Consider the following 21,939-nt stretch of genomic DNA (forward strand, 5'->3'; position numbering starts at 1 on the left):
CACCGCCTGTGCGCCGAAAAGGGTTACCGTGGACTATAGGTGGTTAGCAAGAGTAAAAAACTGTCAATGCGATTGCTACGGTTCGGACTCGGTTCGCCGCCTCGCAACTGACCATGCGCCGAAGGAAGAGCGCCAGCGACAGCCGGAGGAACAAATGTGCGGAATCACCGGATGGATCTCGTTCGACCGTGATCTACGCGTCGAACAGTCCACCGTGGATGCCATGGCCGAGACGATGAACTGCCGGGGGCCGGACGATCGCGGTACGTGGGTCGCCGAACATGCGGCGCTCGGGCATCGACGGCTCGCGATCATCGACCTGCCGGGCGGTCATCAGCCGATGAGTGTGGACACCCCCGGCGGGACCGTGGCGATGGTCTACTCCGGGGAGGTGTACAACTTCGGTGAACTGCGCGAGGAACTGTACGGGCGCGGTCACCGGTTCGCCACGGACTCCGACACCGAGGTGGTGCTCCACGGATATCTGGAGTGGGGAGAGGCCGTCGCGGAGCGGCTCAACGGCATGTACGCGTTCGCCGTGTGGGATTCGCGGACCGATACCCTGGTGATGATCCGCGACCGCATGGGTATCAAGCCGTTCTACTACTACGAGACCCCCGACGGTGTGCTGTTCGGTTCGGAACCCAAAGCGATCCTTGCCAATCCGATCGCCGAGTCGACCGTCACAATGGACGGGATCCGTGAGCTGTTCGCGTTCGTGAAGACGCCGTGCCACGCCGTGTGGGAGGGCATGCGTGAGGTGGAGCCCGGCACGGCGGTCACCGTCTCGCGTGCCGGACTGCGGACGCACCGGTACTGGACCCTGCAGACCCGCCCGCACACGGACGATCGGGACACGTCCGTCGCGCACGTCCGCGAACTTCTCGACGACATCGTGCGCAGGCAACTGGTCGCCGACGTGCCTCGCTGCACTCTGCTGTCCGGTGGTCTCGACTCCTCGGCGATGACGGGCATCGCCGCCGGGCAACTCGCCGAGGTGGGGGAGACGGTCCGCACGTTCGCCGTCGACTTCGTCGGGCAGACCGAACATTTCGTCGCAGACGAACTGCGGGGCACCCCGGACACTCCGTACGTGCACGACGTGGCCCGCAGGTCCGGGACCGCGCACCAGGACATCGTCCTGGACTCCGACGACCTCGCCGATCCCGCGGTGCGCGCGAAGGTCATCCGGGCACGCGACATTCCCATGGGCCTCGGCGACATGGACGCGTCGCTGTATCTGCTGTTCAAGGCGATCCGTCAGCACTCCACCGTGGCGCTGTCCGGTGAGTCGGCCGACGAGGTGTTCGGCGGCTACAAGCAGTTCTTCGACCCGAAGGCGCAACAGGCGAACACCTTCCCGTGGCTCGTGCAGTTCGCCGAGCACTTCGGCGACGAGAGCAACATCTTCACCCCGGACGTGACGGCGGGGCTGCACATCGACGACTACGTGCAGGATTCGTACGACGCGGCGATATCCGGGATCGACCGGCTGGACGGCGAATCCGACTTCGAATGGCGGATGCGCAAGATCTGCTACCTGCATCTGACACGGTTCGTCCGGGTCCTCCTCGACCGCAAGGACCGCGCGAGCATGGCCGTCGGACTCGAGGTGCGGGTGCCGTTCTGCGATCACCGGCTGGTCGAGTACGTGTACAACACGCCGTGGTCGCTGAAGACGTTCGACGGCAAGGAGAAGTCGTTGCTGCGGGCCGCGACCAGGGATGTGCTGCCGCAGTCGGTGATCGACCGGGTGAAGTCGCCGTACCCGTCCACCCAGGACCCGAAGTACGCGGTGGCGTTGCAGCAGCACGGCAAAGATCTGCTCGGCGACCCCTCGCACCCGGTGTTCGGGCTGGTCAGCGCTGACTGGCTGTCGCGGGCGGTGTCCGTCGACACCCCGCAGATCACTCAGGTGTCGCGTCGCGGACTCGAGCGCACCCTCGACCTCGCACTGTGGATGGACATGTACAAGCCGACCATCAAACTGTCCTAGCCGAGGCCGAGGTTCCGGTAGCGGGCGAGCCGGGCCGCGAAGCGTTCGCTCTCCGGAACCCCGGTCAGGGCGCGGAGTTCCCGGGAGATGGCCTCGCCGACCCGCTTGGAGAAGTCGACGGCCTCGTCAGCGGCGTCCGGATGCTCGGGAATGATGGCGTCGATGACGCCGTCCCGCAGCAGGTCGAGGGAACGGATGCCCTGGGCGGCGGCCATCTCGGGTGCGTGGGTGGTATCGCGGTGCACGATGGCGCTGGCACCTTCGGGCGGCAGCGGGGCCAGCCACCCGTTCTGCGCGGCGAGCACACGGTCGGCCGGGAGGAAGGCCAGCGCCCCGCCGCCCGTGCCCTGACCGAGCAGAACGGACACGGTCGGAGTCTTCAACGTCACGAGGTCGGAGATGCAGCGCGCGATCTCGGGGGCCAGCCCACGCTCCTCCGCCTCCTGCGACAGCGCCGCACCGAGGGTGTCGATCACCAGGACGAGGGGGATCTGCAACTCCTCGGCCAACCGCATGCCGCGGCGCGCCTCGCGGAGGGCGGCGGGCCCCATCGTGTTCAGCGCCGACTGGCCGGCGCGATCCTGGCCCAGCAGCACGCACGGCGCGCCGCGAAAACGGGCCAGCGACAACAGCACCGTCCCCTCGGTCTCGCCCTGACCGGTGCCGCTGAGGGGCACCTGCTCGGTGGCCGCGTGCCGTAGCAGGTGGCGGATGCCGGGCCGGTCGGCGCGCCGCGACAGCATCACCGACTGCCAGGCGGGAACGTCGGGGATGTCGACGTCCGGCACCGGTTCGGTGGCGGCGGCCGGCGTCGGCGAATCGATCAGCACCCGCAACGCCCGATGAACGAGCCGGCGCAGGCGTGTGGCGGGGACGACGCCGTCGATGACGCCGTTGCGGTACAGGTTCTCGGACGTCTGCACGCCTTCGGGGAACTTCTCGCCGTACAGCGCCTCGTAGACGCGGGGCCCGAGGAACCCGACGAGCGCACCGGGTTCGGCCACCGTGATGTGCCCGAGGGAACCCCAGGACGCGAACACGCCGCCGGTGGTCGGGTTCCGCAGATACACCAGATAGGGGAGGTGGGCGGCCTTGTGGGTGGCGACGGCCGCCGCGATCTTCACCATCTGCACGAAGGCGACGGTGCCCTCCTGCATGCGAGTGCCGCCCGACGTCGGGGAGGCGAGCAGGGGGAGGCCCTCGCGGGTGGCGCGTTCGATGGCGGAGACGATCCGCTCGGCGGCGGCCACGCCGATCGAACCGGCCAGGAACGCGAACTCGCAGGCGATGACGGCGACCGGCCGACCGCGGACGGTGCCGACGCCGGTGATCACCGATTCGTCGACGCCCGACTTCTCGGCGGCCTTCTGCAGGTCTGCCTGGTACTTCTCGTTCGGCCGCGCGTCGACGGGCGTGGTGTCCCAGGAGACGAAGCTGCCTGCGTCCAGTACCAACTCGAGCACGTCGTGGGCGGAGATCTTGGCGGCCATGGACCTGAGAGTAACGGTCGGGCCGGGGCGGTAGATGTCTGCTACGACGGGTGACGGTCGCAAGCGCGGGTGGAACAAGGCAAAAAACGCCGGTACGGCTGTCGCGGTGTCTAGAGTCAGGTGAGTTGACGCAGGCCGGGTACGAGAACGACGACACATTCCCCGAGTGGAGCAGTCATATGGACCTCAACACCATCACCGATGTCGTGCGGCGCCCACCCGACCGGCCGGGTGCGCAGTGGCGGGACGGCGACGCGTGGCTGGCCGGGGGAACGTGGTTGTTCTCGGAGCCACAACCCGGCCTGAGCAGGCTCGTCGATCTGACGGCGCTCGGCTGGGATTCGCTGGTGCCGGGCGATGCGGGTCTGGAGATCGGGGCGACGTGCACGGTGCGTGAACTGTATGCCTTTGCGCCGCCGGGCGACTGGCTCGCCGGCTCGCTGTTCGCAACGAGTTGTGAGGCGTTCCTGGCGTCGTTCAAGGTCTGGAATTCGGCGACGGTGGGCGGCAACATCTGCATGTCGCTGCCCGCGGGCCCGATGATCACGATGGCCGTCGCACTCGAGGCGACGTACACCCTGTGGGCGGCCGACGGGTCCGAGCGCACCGTGGACGCCGCCGACTTCGTCACGGGCAACCACGAGAACATTCTCTCGCCGGGTGAGATCCTGCGGCGCATCGACATCCCGGCCGGCGCCCTGCGCAAGCGTCACGCGCACCGCCGCTTCACGCTGACACACCTGGGCCGGTCGACACTGTTCATGATCGGCACCCGGTCGCCCGATGCCGACGACCTGCTGCTCACGATCACGGCGGGCACCACGCGTCCGATCCGGTTCGCGTTCGACGCCGTGCCCGGCGCCGAGACGCTGCAGCAGAGCATCGACGCTTTGCCCGAGGACGTGTGGTTCGACGACCCCAACGGCACCCCCGACCATCGTCGTCACCTCGCGAAGCATTACGCCGAGGAGATCCGGACCGAACTCGCGGCAGGAGGTCGGCGATGACGTACACCGTCAACGGCAGGACGTTCGACGAGGAGCCGAATCCCGGACAGTGCCTGCGGACGTTCGTGCGTTCGCTCGGTCATCACGGCGTCAAGAAGGGTTGCGACGCAGGCGATTGCGGAGCGTGCACGGTGTGGCTCGACGGCGATCCGGTGCACAGTTGCATCACACCCGCGTTCCGGGCCGAGGGACGCGAGGTGACCACCATCGAGGGCCTCGGTTCACCGGACGACCTGCATCCGTTGCAGCGGCAGTTCCGGGACGCCCCCGGGTTCCAGTGCGGATTCTGCACCGCGGGGATGATCATGACCTCGGCGACGTTCACCGACGCGCAGAAAGCCGACCTGCCCCGCGCACTGAAGGGCAATCTGTGCCGCTGCACCGGCTACCGCGCGATCGAGGACGCGGTGAACGGTGTCGCCGCGATCGAGGTCGCCGAACCGGGCCGGGCCGTCGGCACCAGCGTCGGGGCGCCCGCGGCCACCGACGTCGTCACGGGCCGCGCCCGATTCACGATGGACACCGACATCGAGGGCCTGCTGCACATGAAGGTGCTGCATTCCCCGCACGCCCATGCCCGCATCGTCTCGATCGACACGGCGGCGGCGCTCGCCGTCCCCGGAGTGCACCGCGTGTACACGTGGGAGGACGTGCCCCGGAAGCTGTACACGACCGCGATCCACACCGATCACCTCGTCGACCCCGACGACACGTACATCCTCGACGACACGGTCCGCTTCGTCGGACAGCGTGTGGTCGCGGTGGTGGCGGACACGGTCGGCGCCGCGGAGGAGGGCTGCCGCAGAGTGGTCGTCGAGTACGACGTGCTGCCCGCGGTGTTCGACCCGGAGGAGGCGATGGCCGACGGCGCACCGCAGTTGCACGGTTCGGACGACCCGTTCGTCCAGGACCCCGTGCGCAACATTCTGCTCGAGCTGCACGGTGAGGTGGGGGACATCGAGGCCGGGTTCGCCGAGGCCGACGTGATCCACGAGGGCACGTACTTCACGCCGCGTGTGCAGCACGCGCATCTCGAGACGCACGGGTCGATCGCCTGGATGGAGGACGGCCGCCTGCACGTGCGCACGAGTTCGCAGTCGCCGTCGATCGCGAAGGTCAAGCTGGCTCACCTGTTCGACCTGCGTCCCGACCAGCTGCGGGTGTTCTGCGAGCGGGTCGGTGGCGCGTTCGGCGGCAAGCAGGAGGTGATCACGGAGGATCTGGTTGCGCTCGCCACCCTCGACACGGGCCGGCCGGTCTCCCTCGAGTTCACCCGGGAAGAAGAGTTCACGACGGCGTCGCCGCGGCACCCGATGAAGCTGACGGTCAAGCTCGGCGCCCGATCCGACGGCACGCTCACGGCGTTCCAGGTGCGCAACGTGTCGAACACGGGCGCGTACGGCAACCACGGGGGCGAGACGTTGTTCGCCGCCGGGGCAGCGATCTCGACGTACCGGTGCCTCAACAAGAAGTTCGACGCGTACTCCGTCTACACGAACACCGTGCCCAGCGGGGCGCTGCGCGGGTACGGCATGACGCAGCCCGCGTTCGCGGTCGAGTCCGCCATCACCGAGTTGGCGGTCGCGCTCGGCATCGACGCCGTCGAGTTGCGGCGCCGCAACATCGTCCGTCCCGGCGACTCACTCGTGGCGATCGAGGACGGGCCCGACGACGTCGTGTTCGGGGAGGACGGGCTCGGGCAGTGCATCGACCTCGTGGACGCCGCATTGGGACGGACCGGGAACGGGCAGGTGCTGGGCGAGGATTGGCTCGTCGGCGTGGGCACCGCGTGTGGCCTTCACGAGACCGCGCCCCCGACCGAGCACATCTCCGAGGCGTGGGCGACGCTCGGCGAGGACGGCGTGTACGAACTCGCCGTCGGCACCGTCGAATTCGGTGAGGGGACGTCGACGGCACACGTGCAGATCGCGGCCACCCAGCTCGGCACCACGCCGTCGCGGGTGCGTCTCGTGCAGTCCGACACCGACCGCACGGGTTTCGACACGGGGGCATTCGCCAGTGCGGGGCTCTTCGTCGCGGGTAACGCCGTGTCGCAGGCGTCGGAGGCGCTGCGCACCCGCATCCTGGCGTTCGCCGCCGCGCACACCGGGGTCGATGTCGCGTCCTGCTCGATGGACGACGACGGGGTGCTCTGCGACGGCACACGCGTGCCGTTGACCGAACTCCTCGACGCCGCCCGCCCCCGCGGCATCCGGTTCACGGAGGCGCGCAAGGCGTACGGGTCGCCGCGCAGCGTCGTCTCCAACGCCCACGGTTTCCGCATCGCCGTCCATCGGGTGACGGGCGAGATCCGCATCCTCGACAGCGTCCAGGCCACGGACGCCGGGGTCATCATCAACCCGGTGCAAGTGCGCGGCCAGATCGAGGGCGGCGTCGCCCAGGGCATCGGATTCGTGTTGACCGAGAACTTCCACGTCGACGACAACGGTGTGATGACCAACCCCAACCTGCGCAACTACCGCATCCCCACCTTCGCCGACGTCCCCCGGACCGAAGTGCTGCTGGTCGATTCTTCGGACTCCGTCGGGCCGATGCGCGCGAAGGGAATGGCGGAGTGCTGCATCAACCCGGTGGCGCCTGCACTGGCCAACGCGCTGGAAGACGCGACGGGCGTGCGCTTCCGCGAGTTGCCGCTCACCCCCGAGCGCATCTACAGCCGTATCGGCGAGAACCGATCGGTTCCGACGACCTGAGCCGTGAGGAGAGGGCGATGGACACCGAGAAGCCCACCGAGAAAGTCGCCGGCAACGCCGCGACGGTCATCATCGGCCAGAAGGTGCGTGCCGGTTCCGAGGAGGCCTTCGAGGCCTGGCAGCGGGACATGAACGCGGCCGCGTCCCGCTACCCCGGTTTTCTGGGCGCCGAGATCTCCGCACCCACCGCCGTGCAACCCGACTGGGTGGTGGTCTACCGCTTCGATTCCGTCGCCCACGTGCAGGCGTGGATCAACAGCGCCACCCGGCAGGAGCGGCTGGACGCGGGGCAGCCGTACTTCGACGGCCCCGCCACCCAGCAGGTCATCACCGGTGGCGGCGTGCGGGAAGCGGATCCGCTCGTGACGGTCGTCGTGACGCACCGTGTCCGCCCCGAACACGTCGACGACTTCCTCGCGTGGCAGGACCGACTGCGCCTGGAGGAGAGCAGGTTCGACGGATTCCGCGGGAGCGAACTGTTCCGCCCCGTCGAAGGTGTCCAGGACGAGTGGACCGCGCTGTACCGCTACGACAACGCGGCCGACCTCGACACGTGGCTCACCTCGGCGACACGTCAGGAGCTGCTCGCGGAGGGGGAGAAGTTCCACGACTTCGAATTGCGCACCATCGACAACTCGTTCGGCAGCTGGTTCGCGTTCGACGAGAACGGCCACGAGGCGCCGCCGCCGTCCGAGACCAAGACCTCGATCGCGGTGTGGGTCGGCCTCTATCCGACCGTCGTGATCCTCACCCTCGCGCTGTCGCCGCTGAAGATGCCGCTGTGGCTCGGCCTGCTCGTCGGAAACCTGCTGTCCAGCTTCATCATGAGCTTCGTGACGATGCCGTACTACGTGAACCGGATACTGGGGCACTGGCTGCGGCCGGCCCCGGGTGTTCCCGAAGCAAGGACGAACCGTCGAGGGCTCGCCGTCGTCGCCGGGGCTATGGTGTTCTGGGTCGTCGTCTTCTATCTGGTGACCACCCAGTTCTGGACCCTGCCCTGACACCGAGAGAAACGGGTGCCACATGTCAGCCTCGGAAATCCGAGTGAGCCGAACGATCGACGCGCCCGCGAGCGCGGTCTGGAATGTCCTCACCGACCTGGACAACGCGGAGTCGGTTCTGAGCGGGGTGGAGAAGCTCGAGCGGCTGGACTCGACGAAATACGAGGTCGGCACGCGGTGGCGTGAGACCCGGGTGCTGTTCGGCAAGTCGTCGTCCGAGGAGATGTGGGTCACGGAGATCGACCCGGAGAAGCGCACCGTGGTGAAGGCGTCGTCCCGCGGCGCCGACTACACGACGGTGTTCACCCTGACGCCTGCCGGCGACGGCACCACCCTGACGTTTCACTTCTCGGCGGAAGCAACCGGTATGGGTGCCTTTTCGCGATTCCTGATGAAGGTGTTCGGCTCCTTCGCGCTGAAGGCCACCACCAAGATGATCCGGCAGGATCTCGACGACATCGCCGACGCCGCCGAGAAGCGGGCCGGCCGAGAAGCCTGATCTACCGACCGCCCAGCGGCACGGACCCAGGCGCTGCGGGCAGCGCGGGCAGGGCGCCCAACGGGAGTGGTACCAGCGTCGTGGCCTGCGGGTCGGGGCGTCCCAGCCCGAACTTGCGCACCTCGGCCCCGCCCGGCCCGGCGCCGCTGACGAGCAGGTCGGCACCCGTGGTGGTGCTGGTCGTGGCGACCCGCACGCCCGTGCCCGGAGTGCCGCCGGCGAACGGTGCGAACGACGCGATCTGGGTGAACACGACGTCGCCGGAGTGGTGGTCCGGGCTCTCGAGATACATGCCCGGCTCACCGTCGAGGCGTGACCCACTCGACCACACCCGGACGGTGCCGTCGCCGCCCAGCATGCCGGTGACGATGCTCTTGGCTCCGCCCTCGGCGCCGGCCACCCACCCCGTCGAGAGGGAGACACCGCCAAGGTAGTTCTCGTCGAAGGCCAGGAACTCCGACGTCGCCCTCGGTCCGCCGGTGTGGCCGGCGTGCTCGTCCGCGGTGCCGTCGGCCTGCGCAGCGGCGGTGGGCTCGAACAGGTCGTACCGGAACGTCTTCACGCGAGGCGCTTCACCCGGCCCCGGGGCGGTGACGATGCTCGCCCGGCCCGAGGCGGTGTCGACCAGGCCCGTCGCGACGGTCACCCCGGACTGCGAACCGGGGTAGGGGGTGAACGTCGAGAAGGTCTCGGGTGCCGCGCCCTCGTCCGTGGGCAGGGTGGACGAGAACACCTTCACCTGCGTCTCGGTGCCGGGCCCGGTGCCGACGATGATGTTGTCGGCCAGCGCGTTTCCGTCGATGTCCGCACCCGCGACGTTCACGCCCCCGCGGAAGCCGGCGTCGAACGGGGCGAACCTGGTCAGCTCGGCGGTGAACGGGCCGGAGCCCACATCGTTGCCGTCGTACGCGACGACCTCCGGTGCCACGCCCGCACCGGTCCCGGCGACGAGGTCGAGGATCATGTCGCCGTTGACGTCGGCCATCGCCACCGTCGGGGTGCCCTCGAACGCCGGGAACGGGGTGACCGCGGCGATCACCTTGTCGCCGTTGCCGTCGTGGACCTGCACGGTGGCGGGGGTGCCCGCCGAACCCGGCACCGCCACCGCGTACGTCGACACCTCGGGGATCACGTTGACGGTGGCCATCAGCCCGTTGTCCTCGTGGTTGAGGCGGTGGCAGTGGATCACGAAAGTGCCGGTGTACTCGGTGAATTTGGTGCGCAGCGTCACCGATGCGGGCACCAGCGGATTCTCGTTCGCGTCCGTGACGGGCGCGGGCACGTTGACGTTGTCCTCACCCCACGGCTGCACCCCGGTCCTGGTGCCCGCGATCGGATCGACGATTTCCATCACCTGGAAGTCGTTGACGTGGATGTGCATCGGATGCTCGTCGTTGTTGAGGTTCGTGATCGACCATTCCTCGACCGAATTGAGGCGCGGCTGGATCAACGGGATGTTCGGGAACGTGTTGTCGTCGAACTCGTACGTGAACGCCTTCGGGTCGCTGTTGCTGGCCTTCTCGTTGCCGAACCCGCCCGACACCGTGAGCGTGCGCTTCACGTCGGGTGTCATCACCGACGTGTCCACGAACGACGTATAGGCGTCGAGGTTCTGGCCGGGCTCGAACGGTGTGGTCCGGCCTTCGCCGCTGTCGGGGGTGACGTGCACGAGAGTCTGGGTGGGGAAGGTGAAGAAGCCGTCGGCGTAGCTGATGACCGACGGGTCGACGGTCACCGTGCCCAGTTCGGCCGGCGGGTTGCCGGTGCCGTTGTTCGTGTAGAGCACGCCGGGATTGGTGACGGGTTTCGCGCCGTCCAGCGGCGGCATGTCGAGCACCAGATCGCCGGTGTCCGGCATCGTCACGGCGATCGCGTACCGCGACCCCGGCGGAATGACGAGCCGGGTTCCGTCACCGCCGACCGGCCGCTGCACCTGGGTGAAGGGGTTGCCGTCCTGGCCGACGATCGAGAACTGGGGATGCTCGCCCGTCGCGGTCTCGGTGAGCCGCAGCGGCATGTACGCGAAGTCGCTGATGTTGGCCAGCACCCAGATCTCCGTCTGGCCCGGCTTCAGCTTCAACTCCGGCTGGAACTGCCCGTTGATCGTGTACTGCACGTCGCGCTCGTTGTCGGGTAGCGAGGGATCGGCGGGCACGTTCGTCGAATCACTGCGGAAACTCTGCAGATTGCCCGGCACGAACTGGTTCTGACCGCGGTGATTCGCCGGGGACAGCGGACCGGCATACCAGTTGGTGACGTACTGGGCCCCCTCCGTCGTGTCGGCGAAGTTCACCGGGGCGAGGCTCGGCGAGTACGTGCCGTCGGCCAGCTGGGATCCCTCCGGGGGCTTCAGCGTGCTCACGAACTGAGGCCAGTTCGGGTCGTTCAGCTGGTGGCCGTTGCCTTTACGGTCGAAGACGAAGTTGTACTGCAGCGCCATGTCGCGGATGGGAACGTCGTTCTGCGTCACCAGGGGAAGGTTGCCGTCGGGCCTGCCGATCTCCAGCAGTCCCGCGAGCCCCGCGTACGTCTGCTGCGCGGTCATCGTGTGACGGTGGCTGTGGTACCAGTACATGCCGTTCGGCATGTCCTTCGGCACCGCGTAGTCGTACACGTTGCCCATCCCGGCGGGGATGTCGAGCAGCACGTTGTCGGCGTTGCCGTCCGGGCTCACGTGCAACCCGTGGGTGTGCAGGTTCAGCGGCGCGGACTCGAGGGCCGGCGGATAGATCGGGACCTCCCCGCCCGCCGGCGTGAACGCGGGGTCGTAGAAGTCCTCGATCGTCAGGTTCCGGAGATCGTTGTCGTAGTGGATGATCAGGCGCTCACCCGGATCGACGCGCAACGTCGGTGCCGGGTAGACGTCGTCGCCCGTGGTCGAGCCGTTCGAACTGGTGCCCTGCAGAACCTCGTACCCGAAGACCAGGAAGTTGGACACCGGTTCCGAGACGGTGTCGAGGTCGACCGTGCCCTGATGGGCCGACAGCCGGACCTCGAGCACCCCGTTCTCGCTCGACAGCTTGACCGGCTCCGTGTAGGCGACCGGGGTGCCGTCGGGGCCGGCGTTGCCACCGCCCGCAGTGGTCGGCTCGTCGGACGTGCATGCCGTCAGCAGCAACGTCACGCACGCGACCACGGCGACGGCGAGGGCGACGATCGGCTTCCGGCGACGGACGACCATGGTGTTCCCCGTTCCACGACGGCAGCTGAGCAGCATCGATCGACGATTCGAAGACTACCCGGGGAACTTGGGCGGGCACCGGGAATTCACGACCTCCCCAGCGCCTCCCTCCACGACACGACCTTGCCGATCCGCAGGATCGAGCGCTGGTAGATCTTCGCGGCCAGCACGCTGAGCGCGGCGGTCACCGCGAGCATCAGGGCGATGGTGACGACCACCTGGACCGGGGACGCCACGCCGGCGGCGATGCGCAGCGGCATCAGGATCGCCGAGAACGGCGGAATCCAACTGAGGACGTTGCTCAGGGTGCCGTCCGGGTTGCTCACCGACGAGAAGGCGCTGAAGAACATGATGACGATCAGCACCATCAGCGGTGACGCGGTGGCGTTGACATCCTCCTGCCGCGACACCATCGACCCGGCCGCGGCATAGAGGACGGCGAAGAACGCGAATCCGAGCACGAACCAGCCGAGCGTTCCGGCCAGCACCCCGAGCGCCGTCCCGGTCACGGTGAGCACGCCCGTCGCGAGTCCGGCCGCGACCCCGGCCACACCGTAGGCGGTCAACTGGACGAGTCCGACCGCGCCGATGCCGATCACCTTGCCCCACAGCAGTTGCAGCGGTCGCAGCGTCGACAGGAGCAGTTCCACGACGCGGCTCGACTTCTCCTCGACCACACCCATCGCCACGTACATGCCGAACATCATGATCTGCATGTACAGCAGGACGACCACGGCGACGGAGAGGGCCACGCGCTGACCCTTCTCCGGGTCGGGCGGGTCGAGAGCGTCGACGGTGACGACCGCCCCGCCGGTCGCGGCGGCGAGTTCCGCGGGGTCCACACCCTGCGCGGCGAGGGCGCCGGCCTGAGCCTGCTGCATCATGGCCGCGTCGATCACGGTGCGAAGCCCGGAGCTCAGCTCGGATTCGGTGACGGCCGTGACCGATCCGCCGGTGCCCGGAATCAGCGCGACGTCGAGGTCACCGCTGCCCACCTGGTCCCGTGCGGCCTGTTCGTCGGCCGCCGGGACGACGTCGACCGGGGTGCCGGTCGCGTCACCGGTGGCGACGAGAACGGCCGCGAGCGACTGGTCGCCGACGAGACCCACGGTGGCCCGGTCTTCGTCGCCGCCCGAGAACAGCGAATACGCGACGATGCCGCCCACGATGGCCAGCAGGATGATCACGTTGCTGATGACGAAGCTCTTCTTCGCCACCTGGGTCAGGAATTCGCGGCGGGCGACGAGGCCGATCGCGCGGGCGGGACTCACGGGGGCGCTCATGCGGTGACCACCTCTCGGAACAGATCGGTCAGAGTGGGCCTGTGCAGCGAGAACTCGTGCACCGGACCGGTCTTCAGGGCGGTGTGCAGGACCAGCTGATCGTCCACGTGATCGTCGAGCGACAGCAGCGTGCGGCCGTCGAGGTGACTGATCGTGGTGACCCCGTCGAGGTGATGGGCCCACCCGACCGGCGCCTCCGGTGCGTGGACTTCGAGTCGGGCGTTGCCGCCGCCGCGCAGTTCGTCGACGGTGCCGACGGCACGCATCCGGCCGTGGCTGATGATGCCCACGCGGTGGCACAGGCGCTGGACGAGTTCGAGCTGATGGCTCGAGAAAATCACCGGCACTCCGGTGTTCGCCTTCTCCACCAGTACGTCGCTCATGACGTCCACCGCGACGGGGTCGAGCCCGGAGAAGGGTTCGTCGAGAACCAGCACCGCGGGGTCGTGGACCAGCGCGGCGGCCAGTTGGACGCGTTGCTGATTGCCGAGCGAGAGTGCGTCGACGGTGTCGCCGACACGGTCCGCGATGCCGAGGCGCTCGGTCCAGCGGGCGACGGCGTCCCGCGCCGCGGAGCGGGAGATGCCGTGCAACTCGGCGAGGTAGGCGAGTTGCTTGCCCACCTTCATCTTCGGGTACAGCCCGCGTTCCTCCGGCATGTAGCCGATGGTGCGCCGCACGTCCAGGTCGACCGGTTTGCCGCCCAGCCGGACCTCGCCGGAATCGGCGGACAGGACGCCCAGCGCGATGCGCATGGTGGTGGTCTTGCCCGCGCCGTTGCTGCCGACGAAACCGAAGATCTCACCGGGGCGGACCTCGAAGGACAGGTCGTCGAGTGCGACGACGTCACCGTACCGTTTGGAGATGCCGTCGATCGTGAGGGTGTGAGACATGGGTCCTTCCCATCTGGAGGCGGATGTTCCTACGAGGCCGGGTCGTCGGGCTCGAGGTCGGGTCGGGTCCAGCCGAGGATCATGGCCGGCGTGCAACCCCCGACCATCAGCGCGGTGACGACGAGCAGTCCCGCGGCGTACGGCACGTTGCTGTGATCGACGTCCAGCGCACCGACGAAGATCAGGTACATCGCCGGAAGCAGCGTCAGCAGCTGGGTGACCGTGAGTCCGATCGAGCGGGCACTGTTGCGCTGCTGGATCTCCCACTCGTCGAGAGCGTCGCGCGGCGCGTCCCCCTGCCGTCCGGACACGATCTGGAGCATCGTCCACAGCGGGAAGAACAACAGGCACGCGGGCAGCCAGAGCAGCGGACCGACCGTCATGTCGACATGACACACGATCCCGACGGCGGTCATGAACACAAACGTCACCGCGAGGGCGACCACCAGGATTCGCCTGCGGCTGCGCGTCCGCCACCGCGGCAGCCAGGTGCGGTAACGGCTTTCGTTCTGGAGGAATCTGCGCGTCCGGAACCCCTGGTACCTCTCGATCAGATTGGTCTCAGGCATGGGAACTCTCCCCGCTTCCTGTCGTGGACGGCGGTCGGTCGGTGCGGTACAGCTCGGTGGACAGGGGCCCGAACTCGGTGCGGGAGAAGATGGCCTCCACCGGCAGTTCGAACACCCACGAGATACGGAACGCCAGGTCGAGGCTGGGGTAGTGGTCGCCCCGTTCGAGTGCGCCGACGGTCTGGGGGTTGACGTCGATGAGTCCCGCCAGCTGAGCCCGGCTCATCCCGCGTTCGGCGCGCAGGACGCCGATGCGGTTGTAGATGGGCAGGGAGTCCCCGCGCCGTACTGGGCTCATGCAACAAAGTGTTGGGAAAACCCAACAGTTTGTCAACCGTGGGCAACAGGCCCGGGCGCCGAAATGACAGGTTGACCCTGGGGAATTGAGTGGCAGAGTAGAGGCGATTCGCGCAGGACGGCAGGAAAGGACAGGATTACAGACGTGACGTACACCATCGCGGAGCCCTGTGTCGACGTTCTGGACAAGGCATGCATCGAAGAATGTCCCGTCGACTGCATCTACGAAGGCGGTCGGATGCTCTACATCCACCCCGACGAATGCGTCGACTGCGGTGCCTGTGAGCCCGTCTGCCCCGTCGAGGCGATCTTCTACGAGGACGACGTCCCGGACCAGTGGGTCGAGTACACCAAGGCGAACGCCGACTTCTTCGACGACCTCGGATCGCCCGGTGGCGCCGCGAAGCTCGGGAAGGTCGACTACGACCCGCCGTTCGTCAAGGCGCTGCCGCCCATGGCCGAGGGCGACTGACTACTCCTCGGACAGCCGGCCGCCGTCCATCCGCCAGCGGCGGGTGCTGCGCGTCGAATCCAGCATCCGCCGGTCGTGGGTGACGAGCAGCAGCGTGCCGTCGAAGTTCTCCATCGCCTGCTCGAGCTGTTCGATCGCCGGGAGGTCCAGGTGGTTGGTGGGCTCGTCGAGCACCAGCAGGTTCACGCCCCGCGCCTGCAGCAGGGCGAGGGCGGCGCGGGTGCGTTCGCCGGGCGACAGCGACGCCGCGGGCCGCAGCACGTGGTGTCCCTTGAGGCCGAACTTCGCGAGCAGCGTCCGCACGTCGGCATCCGGCCAGTCCGGGACCTGCGCCGCGAACGCGTCGGACACCTTCTCGGCGCCCTCGAACAGGCCGCGGGCCTGATCGATCTCGCCGATCGCCACACCCGAACCGAGTGAGGCGGTGCCCGCGTCCAGGGCGACCTTGCCGAGCAGCACCTTCAGCAGGGTCGTCTTCCCGGAGCCGTTGGCGCCGGTGACGATGATCCGGTCACCCCAGTCCACCTGAGTGGTGACCGGGCCGAACGTGAACTCGCGGTCCCCGCCCCACGCGACGGTGGCGCCGTTCGCCGTCGCCACGACCGAACCGCTGCGCGGGGCGGCGGCGATCTCCATCCGCAGTTCCCACTCCTTGCGCGGCTCCTCGACCACCTCGAGCCGCTCGATCCGGCGTTGCGTCTGCCGGGCCTTCGCGGCCTGCTTCTCGGTGGACTCGGTGCGCAGCCCCTTGCCGATCTTGTCGTTGTCCTTCGCCTTGCGGCGCGCGTTCCGGACTCCGTGCTCCATCCAGTTCCGCTGCATCTGCGCGCGGTCCTCGAGATCCGAACGGGTTCCGGCGTACTCCTCGTACGCCTCCCGGGCATGCCTGCGTGCGATCTCCCGTTCGGCGAGATACGAGTCGTAGCTGCCGTCGTAGACCGCGATCTGCTGCTGCGCGAGGTCGAGTTCCACGATGCCGGTCACGGTGCGCGCCAGGAATTCTCGATCATGACTCACCACCACCATGGCTGCCCGGCTCTCGGCGACGAAACGCTCGAGCTGTTCGAGCCCCACGAGGTCGAGGTCGTTGGTCGGCTCGTCGAGCAGCAGCACGTCGTACCGGGACAGCAGCAGCGACGCCAACCCGGCGCGCGCGGCCTGCCCGCCGGACAGCGACGTCATGTGCGCGTCGAGCGGCACCCCCAGCCCGAGTTCGCTCACGACCTTCTCCGCGCGCTCGGCGAGGTCGGCGCCGCCCAGTGCCAGCCAGCGTTCGAGGGCGGGGGAGTAGAGATCCTCGTCCGACTCGCCGAGCGTTTCGGCGGCCGCGTTCATGGTGTGCTCGGCCTCGGTGACCCCGGTCCTGCGGCCGAGGAAGTCGAGGACCGTCTCGCCGACGATTCGATCGGGCTCCTGGGCGAGGTAGCCGACGGCGGCGTCGGGCGGGCTCAGCACGATGCTGCCGTCCACGTCCGCCGAGCCGACCCCCGCGAGCGTGGTCAGCAGCGTCGACTTGCCCGCCCCGTTCGCCCCGACGAGTCCGGTCACGTCGCCGGGGGCGACGGTCAGGTCGAGGCCGGCGAAGAGGGTGCGCTCACCGCGCGAAGCCGACAGTCCGCTGATGCGCAGTGTTGCAGTCACCTGGAGATTATCCCCCCACCCGTGAGTACTTATTAACCGCGGGCGGTTAACAAGTACTCACGGGCGCGTCAGCGCTTGACGAGGCGGAACCAGCGCGGGTCGGCCTTCTTGAGCGGTCCCGGCATGCCGGTCGTGTCGGCGTCGACGTCCGACACGAGTTTCCACTTCTCGAACGTGCGCTCCACGTCGGAGCGGGACACACCCCGCGGCAGCGGGCCGCGATGTCCCGGCCCGAACGCGAACATCAACAGCGTGGCGTGCGGTTCGGTCACCGTCGTGACGTTCTCGGCGTACGCGACCCGGGCGTGGTCGCTGAGCCCGTGGTAGCACCCCACGTCCAGGATCAGGTGGTACCCGCGACCGACGGCGTGCTCGAGGTCGGTGGCGTCCGCGTGCATGAACCGCACGTCGACGCCCGCCTTCCGTGCCTTGGACCGCGCCTTGTCGAGGGCCAGCTGGACGGTGTCGATCCCCGTCACCTGCCACCCCCGCCGGGCCATTTCGATGGCGTGGTCACCGGTGCCGCATCCGATGTCGAGGACCTCGCCCGGTGGTGCGTCGAAGGGATCGATCAACGTCTCGATCTGGTTCCCGAAGACCCGGCCCGCCTTCACCCAGGGCGTGATCTTGAACCGATAGGCCAATGTGTATCCGAGGCCCATGTCCGCCCCTTTCACCGGGCGCGTCACCACCTGAACGCCGATGCCGTCGGATTACCCGGTGATACCGAAACGACACGCGAAAGTCCACATTCTGAGACGCCGGGAACATCCGGTCCGGGTGCCCGGTTGGACAGTCCCATGGGTTTCAACAATGCACAGAGTCCTGTACCTACGGTCACGCTCAACGACGGGAACAGCATTCCTGCGCTCGGCTTCGGCGTGTGGCAGGTGCCCGACGACGAGAGTTACGCCGCGGTCACCGAGGCACTGAAGGCCGGGTACCGCAGCATCGACACCGCCAAGATCTACGAGAACGAGACCGGAGTGGGCCGCGCGCTCGCGGACTCCGGCATCGCCCGTGACGAGTTGTTCGTCACCACCAAGCTGTGGAACGACGACCAGGGTTACGACTCCACGCTCCGCGCGTTCGACGACAGCCTGAACCGGCTCGGCCTCGACTACGTCGACCTGTACCTCATCCACTGGCCGGTGCCGTCCGCGGACCGCTACGTCGACACATTCAGGGCCTTCCAGAAGATCAAGGCCGACGGGCGTGCGCGGTCGATCGGTGTCTCCAACTTCACCCCGCAGACCCTCGACCGTCTGATCGCCGAGACCGGCGAGGTGCCCGCGGTTAACCAGGTGGAGCTGCATCCGCGGTTCAACCAGGCCGACCTGCGTGCCTTCCACACCGGTAAGGGCATCGCGACCGAGGCGTGGAGCCCGCTGGGGCAGGGCACCGTCCTCGAGGACGAGTCCATCGCGAAGATCGCTGCCGCGCACGGTAAGACGACCGCGCAGGTGATCATCCGCTGGCACCTGCAGATCGGCAACGTCGTCATCCCCAAGTCGGTGACGCCGGAGCGCATCGCCGCCAACTTCGACGTCTTCGACTTCGAGTTGACCCCCGACGAGATCAACACGATCGGTTCGCTGACCCGGACCGACGGCCGCATCGGGCCCGACCCGGACGCGTTCGGCGCGTAGCACCCGTGCGCCTTTCTGGTAGCTGGAGCAACCAGAAAGGCGCACGAGCGCGAAGCGCCTAGAGCTGGAAGTCCGCGAAGTCGAAGCCCGGGGTGACGACGCAACTGACGAGGGTCGGTTCGTCGCCCTCGGGCTTCGCGCGCTGCCAGTGCCGCGGCGGGACGAGCAGTTGCGGTTGCTGACCCGCCGCGACGTCCGCGCCGAGGATCAGCGCGTCGGGGGCCGCGGGTTCGCTTCCGTCGCCGCCGAGTTCGAGCCGCAGGGGGCTGCCCCGGTGGTACATCCAGATCTCGGCGCTGCGCACGCTGTGCCATGCCGACTGCTGTCCGGGCATGAGCAGGAACAGGATCGCGGTACCCGCCGACCGCGGCCCCGGATAGTCGTCCGGCAGGCTCGCCTCCGGGATGGTGACGGCGCTGCGCCACGTCTCGCGGTACCAGCCGCCTTCGGGGTGCGGGGCAAGGCCGAGGGTTCGGGCCCACTCCGGTAATTCCGTCATGGCCGCCATTGTGCCGCCCGGCGCAGCGTCCGGGGGTGGGGTTGTACCACCCCTGAGGTGTCTTATCTCGAGGGCCGGGAGCAGCGAGAGTCGTAGGTGTTCACAAAGCGGGGGCACGACATCCCGTACACCATCGACGACAGGAGACAACATGCTCGGAATCATGCTCGGATTGGGCGGAGCCGCAATCGGACTCGGAATCGGCGTCATGGCCCTCGGGGTCGGCCTGCTCCTCAGTGACGCGACGATCAAGCACGATGTCGGCGAACTCCCGGACTGACTCCGTGTGGGTCGACACCAGTCGGGGGCGGGTGCGGGCGCGAACAGCGGCCCGTACCCGCCACCCGTTGGCGTGGTTTCACTCCGTTCTGACCCGCAAGCGCGGGGTTGCCGTCCAGGCGCCGCCTGCCAGTGCGAGCGAGGTGCTCGACCGCCTCGCCGAGATGCCGGTCAGCGTCTGGACCTACGGTTTCGATCACGAGTCGGTGCGGCACCTGGGCCCGATGGCGCAGGATTTCGCCACCGCGTTCGGGCTCGGTTCCAACGACCGTCGCATCGCCATGGTCGACGCGAACGGGGTGTGCATGGCGAGCATCCAGGCCCTGTACCGGCGGGTCATCGCGCTCGAAGCGGAAGTGGAGCGCCTGCGGGCGTAGCCGCCCCGCCCCCGTCCCCGCCGGCTGCCGCCGCGCGGCGTCCGCCCGGCCGCCACCAGTTGGCGTCGCCCAGCAGGTACATGGTCGCGGGCACCAGCACCATCCGCACGATCGTCGCGTCGATGAGGACCGCGGTCGCGAGGCCGACGCCCATCATCTTCACGGTGACGTCGCCGTCGAGCGCGAACCCGGCGAACACCGCGACCATGATCGCCGCCGCGCTCGTGATGACCCGGCCCGTCGACGCCAGTCCCTCGACGACGCTGCGGTGCGAGTCGCCCGTGGCGAGCCAGCGTTCACGGACCCGGGAGAGCAGGAACACCTCGTAGTCCATCGACAGTCCGAACAGGATGGTGAACATGAGGATCGGCACCCAACTCGACACCGGAAGCGCATGGGGGAGCCCGAGCAGCTGTGCACCCCAACCCCATTGGAACACCATCACCATGACGCCATAGGCCGCGGCCACCGACAGCAGGTTCATGGCGGCCGCCTTCACCGCGACCACCGGCGCGCGGAACACGAACGTGAGCAGCACCACCGACAGCGCGACGACGAACGCGATCACCAGCCACAGCCGTTCGGCGAGGCGGGCCGAGATGTCGGCGAACACGGCGGTGAGTCCGGTGACGTGGACGCCGTCGGCGGCGTCGGACCGGATCCTATCGAGCAGTTCGGTGCTGCGGGGATCGCTGGGACCGGTGGTCGGCTGCACCGAGACGAGTGCGGCCGTCGAATCGGCGTTCATCAGGACGGGCGTCACGGACGCCACCCCGGGTTCGGCCGCGAGGTCACGCACGATCGACGGAAGCTCGGCTGCCGGAACCTTGTTCAGGTCGACCGCCACCATCAGCGGCCCGTTGGCGCCGGGCCCGAACTCGGAGTCGATCAGGTCGTAGGCCTGACGGATCGTGTTGGCGGCCGGTGCGCTGCCCGCGTCCTGCGGCCACGTCCGCATGCCCAGCACCGGCGCGGCCAGGAGCAGCAGCACGCCGAGCGCCGTCAGCGCCCACAGCCACGGGCGGCGGCTCACCCGGATCGCCCACCGTTCGGTCAGCGGCGACGTCGTGCGACGTTCGGCCCGGGCACGGGACCGTGTGCCGAGCACCCGCGTGCCCGCCAGCCCGCACAGTGCGGGCACCAGCGTGACGGAGGTGAGCATGACGATGCCGACCATCGCGAACGTGGCGTAGCCGAACGACGCGTACATCGGCAGCCCGGACAGCCGCAACCCGAACAGGGAGACGAGGACTGTGGTCCCGGCGAAGATCACCGACGTCCCGGCCGTGGAGTTGGCGGCCGCGACGGCGTCCCGGACCGGCATCCCGGACCGCAGGCCCTCGGTGTACCGGGTGACGAGCAGCAGCGCGTAGTCGATTCCGACGCCGATACCGACCATCGTCGCGATGGTCGGTGCGATGGTGCTGATGCCGGTGAATCCGGCCATGATCGTGATGAGGCCGGACCCGATGCCCACCCCGACGAGCGCGACGGCCAGGGGCAGTCCCGCGGCCACCACGGAACCGAACGCGAACACCAGGATGATCAGCGCCAGGATCATGCCCACCGCCTCGGCGGTGCCCGACGGCTTGGAGATGTTCTCGGGCACCTGCCCGCCCAGTTCCACCTCCAGTCCCTGCGTCCGGGTGCCGGCGACCGCGGCCTCGAGTGCGTCGACGCCCTCGCTGCCCTGGAAGTCCGTGACCGGGATGCGGTAGTTGAGGCTGATCACCGCCGTGTCGGAATCCTGGGACAGGCGGGGCGGCGACACGGCACTCACCCCGTTCACGTCCGCCAGCCTGCTGCCGAGATCGGTGAGGACCTCGGGGGCGAGCGGGCCCGTGTCGGAGTGCACGACCACCCGGGCGTCCGCCCCCGACATCTCCGGGAACCGTTCGCTCAGCAGATTCGTCCCCTCCTGCGACGGCAGACCGGGCACGTTGTAGTCGTCGTGGTTGGTACCGCCGAACGCGGACGCGGCGGCGAACACCAGGACGAGCAGCGTCAGCCACGCGGCGATCACCCGCCAGGGACGGGTCGCGGCGGCCGCGCCGACGCGGGCGAGCAGGGAACTCATGGGGAAGCCTCC

19 protein-coding genes are annotated in these 21,939 nt (G+C 68.5%); 9 read left to right on the forward strand and 10 right to left on the reverse strand.

Annotated features, from left to right (window positions below; all coding sequences use genetic code 11):
• Nucleotides 1-154: 154 nt before the first annotated feature.
• Nucleotides 155-1,996 carry an asparagine synthase (glutamine-hydrolyzing) gene (gene asnB / locus JWS14_RS27620; protein WP_206014838.1) on the forward strand — a complete coding sequence of 614 codons (1,842 nt, stop codon included), beginning with the start codon at nucleotides 155-157 and terminating at the stop codon, nucleotides 1,994-1,996.
• On the opposite strand, the gene JWS14_RS27625 is transcribed toward asnB, so the two are convergent.
• On the reverse strand, nucleotides 1,993-3,486 hold the full coding sequence (locus JWS14_RS27625) for an acetyl-coenzyme A carboxylase carboxyl transferase subunits beta/alpha (RefSeq protein WP_206014839.1): 1,494 nt from the start codon (nucleotides 3,484-3,486) through the stop codon (nucleotides 1,993-1,995). The two genes, asnB and JWS14_RS27625, sit on opposite strands and share 4 nt — an antisense overlap.
• Nucleotides 3,487-3,665: 179 nt before the next feature.
• Here JWS14_RS27625 and JWS14_RS27630 point away from each other — a divergent pair, with 179 nt between their 5' ends.
• Genes JWS14_RS27630 through JWS14_RS27645 form a run of 4 tightly spaced genes read left to right on the forward strand, consistent with a single transcriptional unit; the run spans nucleotide 3,666 to nucleotide 8,710 of the window.
• Complete coding sequence (locus JWS14_RS27630; protein WP_206014840.1) at nucleotides 3,666-4,493, forward strand: FAD binding domain-containing protein; 828 nt, start codon at nucleotides 3,666-3,668, stop codon at nucleotides 4,491-4,493.
• Nucleotides 4,490-7,207: a molybdopterin-dependent oxidoreductase gene (locus tag JWS14_RS27635; protein ID WP_072944769.1), complete on the forward strand. Its 2,718-nt coding sequence runs from the start codon at nucleotides 4,490-4,492 to the stop codon at nucleotides 7,205-7,207. Before JWS14_RS27630 ends, JWS14_RS27635 begins: the two co-directional genes overlap by 4 nt.
• Before the next feature lie 17 nt (nucleotides 7,208-7,224).
• Nucleotides 7,225-8,211 (forward strand): antibiotic biosynthesis monooxygenase, encoded by a 987-nt coding sequence (locus tag JWS14_RS27640; RefSeq protein WP_206014841.1) that lies wholly within the window; start codon nucleotides 7,225-7,227, stop codon nucleotides 8,209-8,211.
• 22 nt (nucleotides 8,212-8,233) lie between these two features.
• Entirely contained in the window at nucleotides 8,234-8,710 is a 477-nt protein-coding gene (locus JWS14_RS27645; RefSeq protein ID WP_206014842.1) for an SRPBCC family protein, read from the forward strand.
• Nucleotide 8,711: 1 nt separating this feature from the next.
• On the opposite strand, the gene JWS14_RS27650 is transcribed toward JWS14_RS27645, so the two are convergent.
• The 5 genes from JWS14_RS27650 to JWS14_RS27670 form a co-directional block, all read right to left on the reverse strand.
• Nucleotides 8,712-11,891: a multicopper oxidase family protein gene (locus JWS14_RS27650; protein WP_206014843.1), complete on the reverse strand. Its 3,180-nt coding sequence runs from the start codon at nucleotides 11,889-11,891 to the stop codon at nucleotides 8,712-8,714.
• Nucleotides 11,892-11,977: 86 nt separating this feature from the next.
• Nucleotides 11,978-13,174 (reverse strand): ABC transporter permease, encoded by a 1,197-nt coding sequence (locus JWS14_RS27655; protein WP_206014844.1) that lies wholly within the window; start codon nucleotides 13,172-13,174, stop codon nucleotides 11,978-11,980.
• Nucleotides 13,171-14,067, reverse strand: coding sequence for an ABC transporter ATP-binding protein (locus JWS14_RS27660; RefSeq protein WP_095863392.1), 897 nt, complete (start codon nucleotides 14,065-14,067; stop codon nucleotides 13,171-13,173). Before JWS14_RS27660 ends, JWS14_RS27655 begins: the two co-directional genes overlap by 4 nt.
• Nucleotides 14,068-14,096: 29 nt before the next feature.
• Complete coding sequence (locus JWS14_RS27665) at nucleotides 14,097-14,636, reverse strand: hypothetical protein (RefSeq protein ID WP_206014845.1); 540 nt, start codon at nucleotides 14,634-14,636, stop codon at nucleotides 14,097-14,099.
• Nucleotides 14,629-14,934: a helix-turn-helix transcriptional regulator gene (locus JWS14_RS27670; RefSeq protein ID WP_072944757.1), complete on the reverse strand. Its 306-nt coding sequence runs from the start codon at nucleotides 14,932-14,934 to the stop codon at nucleotides 14,629-14,631. The genes JWS14_RS27665 and JWS14_RS27670 overlap by 8 nt, the downstream gene beginning before the upstream one ends.
• A gap of 144 nt (nucleotides 14,935-15,078) precedes the next feature.
• Here JWS14_RS27670 and fdxA point away from each other — a divergent pair, with 144 nt between their 5' ends.
• Entirely contained in the window at nucleotides 15,079-15,405 is a 327-nt protein-coding gene (gene fdxA, locus JWS14_RS27675) for a ferredoxin (RefSeq protein ID WP_005244047.1), read from the forward strand.
• Here fdxA and JWS14_RS27680 read toward each other — a convergent pair whose 3' ends face one another.
• Together JWS14_RS27680 and JWS14_RS27685 are read right to left on the reverse strand one after the other, a co-directional pair.
• Complete coding sequence (locus JWS14_RS27680; protein WP_206014846.1) at nucleotides 15,406-17,046, reverse strand: ABC-F family ATP-binding cassette domain-containing protein; 1,641 nt, start codon at nucleotides 17,044-17,046, stop codon at nucleotides 15,406-15,408.
• Between the two features lie 68 nt (nucleotides 17,047-17,114).
• A complete protein-coding gene (locus tag JWS14_RS27685) occupies nucleotides 17,115-17,708 on the reverse strand; it encodes a class I SAM-dependent methyltransferase (RefSeq protein WP_072944753.1) in 594 nt (197 codons plus the stop codon).
• Between the two features lie 138 nt (nucleotides 17,709-17,846).
• On the opposite strand from JWS14_RS27685, the gene JWS14_RS27690 reads away from it, so the two are divergent.
• A complete protein-coding gene (locus JWS14_RS27690) occupies nucleotides 17,847-18,695 on the forward strand; it encodes an aldo/keto reductase (RefSeq protein WP_072944751.1) in 849 nt (282 codons plus the stop codon).
• A 58-nt stretch (nucleotides 18,696-18,753) separates the two neighbouring features.
• On the opposite strand, the gene JWS14_RS27695 is transcribed toward JWS14_RS27690, so the two are convergent.
• Nucleotides 18,754-19,194, reverse strand: a complete 441-nt coding sequence (locus JWS14_RS27695; RefSeq protein ID WP_206014847.1) for a cupin domain-containing protein — start codon at nucleotides 19,192-19,194, stop codon at nucleotides 18,754-18,756.
• Between the two features lie 151 nt (nucleotides 19,195-19,345).
• Between JWS14_RS27695 and JWS14_RS51185 the strand changes: the two genes are divergently transcribed.
• The gene (locus JWS14_RS51185) at nucleotides 19,346-19,474 is read left to right on the forward strand and encodes a hypothetical protein (RefSeq protein WP_009478066.1); all 129 of its coding nucleotides are present in this window, start codon (nucleotides 19,346-19,348) and stop codon (nucleotides 19,472-19,474) included.
• 4 nt (nucleotides 19,475-19,478) lie between these two features.
• Nucleotides 19,479-19,850, forward strand: coding sequence for a hypothetical protein (locus JWS14_RS27700; protein WP_072944749.1), 372 nt, complete (start codon nucleotides 19,479-19,481; stop codon nucleotides 19,848-19,850).
• On the opposite strand, the gene JWS14_RS27705 is transcribed toward JWS14_RS27700, so the two are convergent.
• Complete coding sequence (locus JWS14_RS27705) at nucleotides 19,810-21,927, reverse strand: MMPL family transporter (RefSeq protein ID WP_206014848.1); 2,118 nt, start codon at nucleotides 21,925-21,927, stop codon at nucleotides 19,810-19,812. The genes JWS14_RS27700 and JWS14_RS27705 overlap by 41 nt on opposite strands.
• Nucleotides 21,928-21,939 lie beyond the last annotated feature (12 nt).

Source organism: Rhodococcus koreensis (genome assembly GCF_017068375.1).
Lineage (GTDB): Bacteria > Actinomycetota > Actinomycetes > Mycobacteriales > Mycobacteriaceae > Rhodococcus_F > Rhodococcus_F koreensis.

What these genes read in the sequence shown, in the direction of transcription:
- asnB (WP_206014838.1), top strand. Translation starts at nt 155, where the DNA reads ATGTGCGGAATCACCGGATGGATCTCGTTCGACCGTGATCTACGCGTC.
- JWS14_RS27625 (WP_206014839.1), bottom strand. Translation starts at nt 3,486, where the DNA reads ATGGCCGCCAAGATCTCCGCCCACGACGTGCTCGAGTTGGTACTGGAC.
- JWS14_RS27630 (WP_206014840.1), top strand. Translation starts at nt 3,666, where the DNA reads ATGGACCTCAACACCATCACCGATGTCGTGCGGCGCCCACCCGACCGG.
- JWS14_RS27635 (WP_072944769.1), top strand. Translation starts at nt 4,490, where the DNA reads ATGACGTACACCGTCAACGGCAGGACGTTCGACGAGGAGCCGAATCCC.
- JWS14_RS27640 (WP_206014841.1), top strand. Translation starts at nt 7,225, where the DNA reads ATGGACACCGAGAAGCCCACCGAGAAAGTCGCCGGCAACGCCGCGACG.
- JWS14_RS27645 (WP_206014842.1), top strand. Translation starts at nt 8,234, where the DNA reads ATGTCAGCCTCGGAAATCCGAGTGAGCCGAACGATCGACGCGCCCGCG.
- JWS14_RS27650 (WP_206014843.1), bottom strand. Translation starts at nt 11,891, where the DNA reads ATGGTCGTCCGTCGCCGGAAGCCGATCGTCGCCCTCGCCGTCGCCGTG.
- JWS14_RS27655 (WP_206014844.1), bottom strand. Translation starts at nt 13,174, where the DNA reads ATGAGCGCCCCCGTGAGTCCCGCCCGCGCGATCGGCCTCGTCGCCCGC.
- JWS14_RS27660 (WP_095863392.1), bottom strand. Translation starts at nt 14,067, where the DNA reads ATGTCTCACACCCTCACGATCGACGGCATCTCCAAACGGTACGGTGAC.
- JWS14_RS27665 (WP_206014845.1), bottom strand. Translation starts at nt 14,636, where the DNA reads ATGCCTGAGACCAATCTGATCGAGAGGTACCAGGGGTTCCGGACGCGC.
- JWS14_RS27670 (WP_072944757.1), bottom strand. Translation starts at nt 14,934, where the DNA reads ATGAGCCCAGTACGGCGCGGGGACTCCCTGCCCATCTACAACCGCATC.
- JWS14_RS27685 (WP_072944753.1), bottom strand. Translation starts at nt 17,708, where the DNA reads ATGGGCCTCGGATACACATTGGCCTATCGGTTCAAGATCACGCCCTGG.
- JWS14_RS27690 (WP_072944751.1), top strand. Translation starts at nt 17,847, where the DNA reads ATGGGTTTCAACAATGCACAGAGTCCTGTACCTACGGTCACGCTCAAC.
- JWS14_RS27695 (WP_206014847.1), bottom strand. Translation starts at nt 19,194, where the DNA reads ATGACGGAATTACCGGAGTGGGCCCGAACCCTCGGCCTTGCCCCGCAC.
- JWS14_RS51185 (WP_009478066.1), top strand. Translation starts at nt 19,346, where the DNA reads ATGCTCGGAATCATGCTCGGATTGGGCGGAGCCGCAATCGGACTCGGA.
- JWS14_RS27705 (WP_206014848.1), bottom strand. Translation starts at nt 21,927, where the DNA reads ATGAGTTCCCTGCTCGCCCGCGTCGGCGCGGCCGCCGCGACCCGTCCC.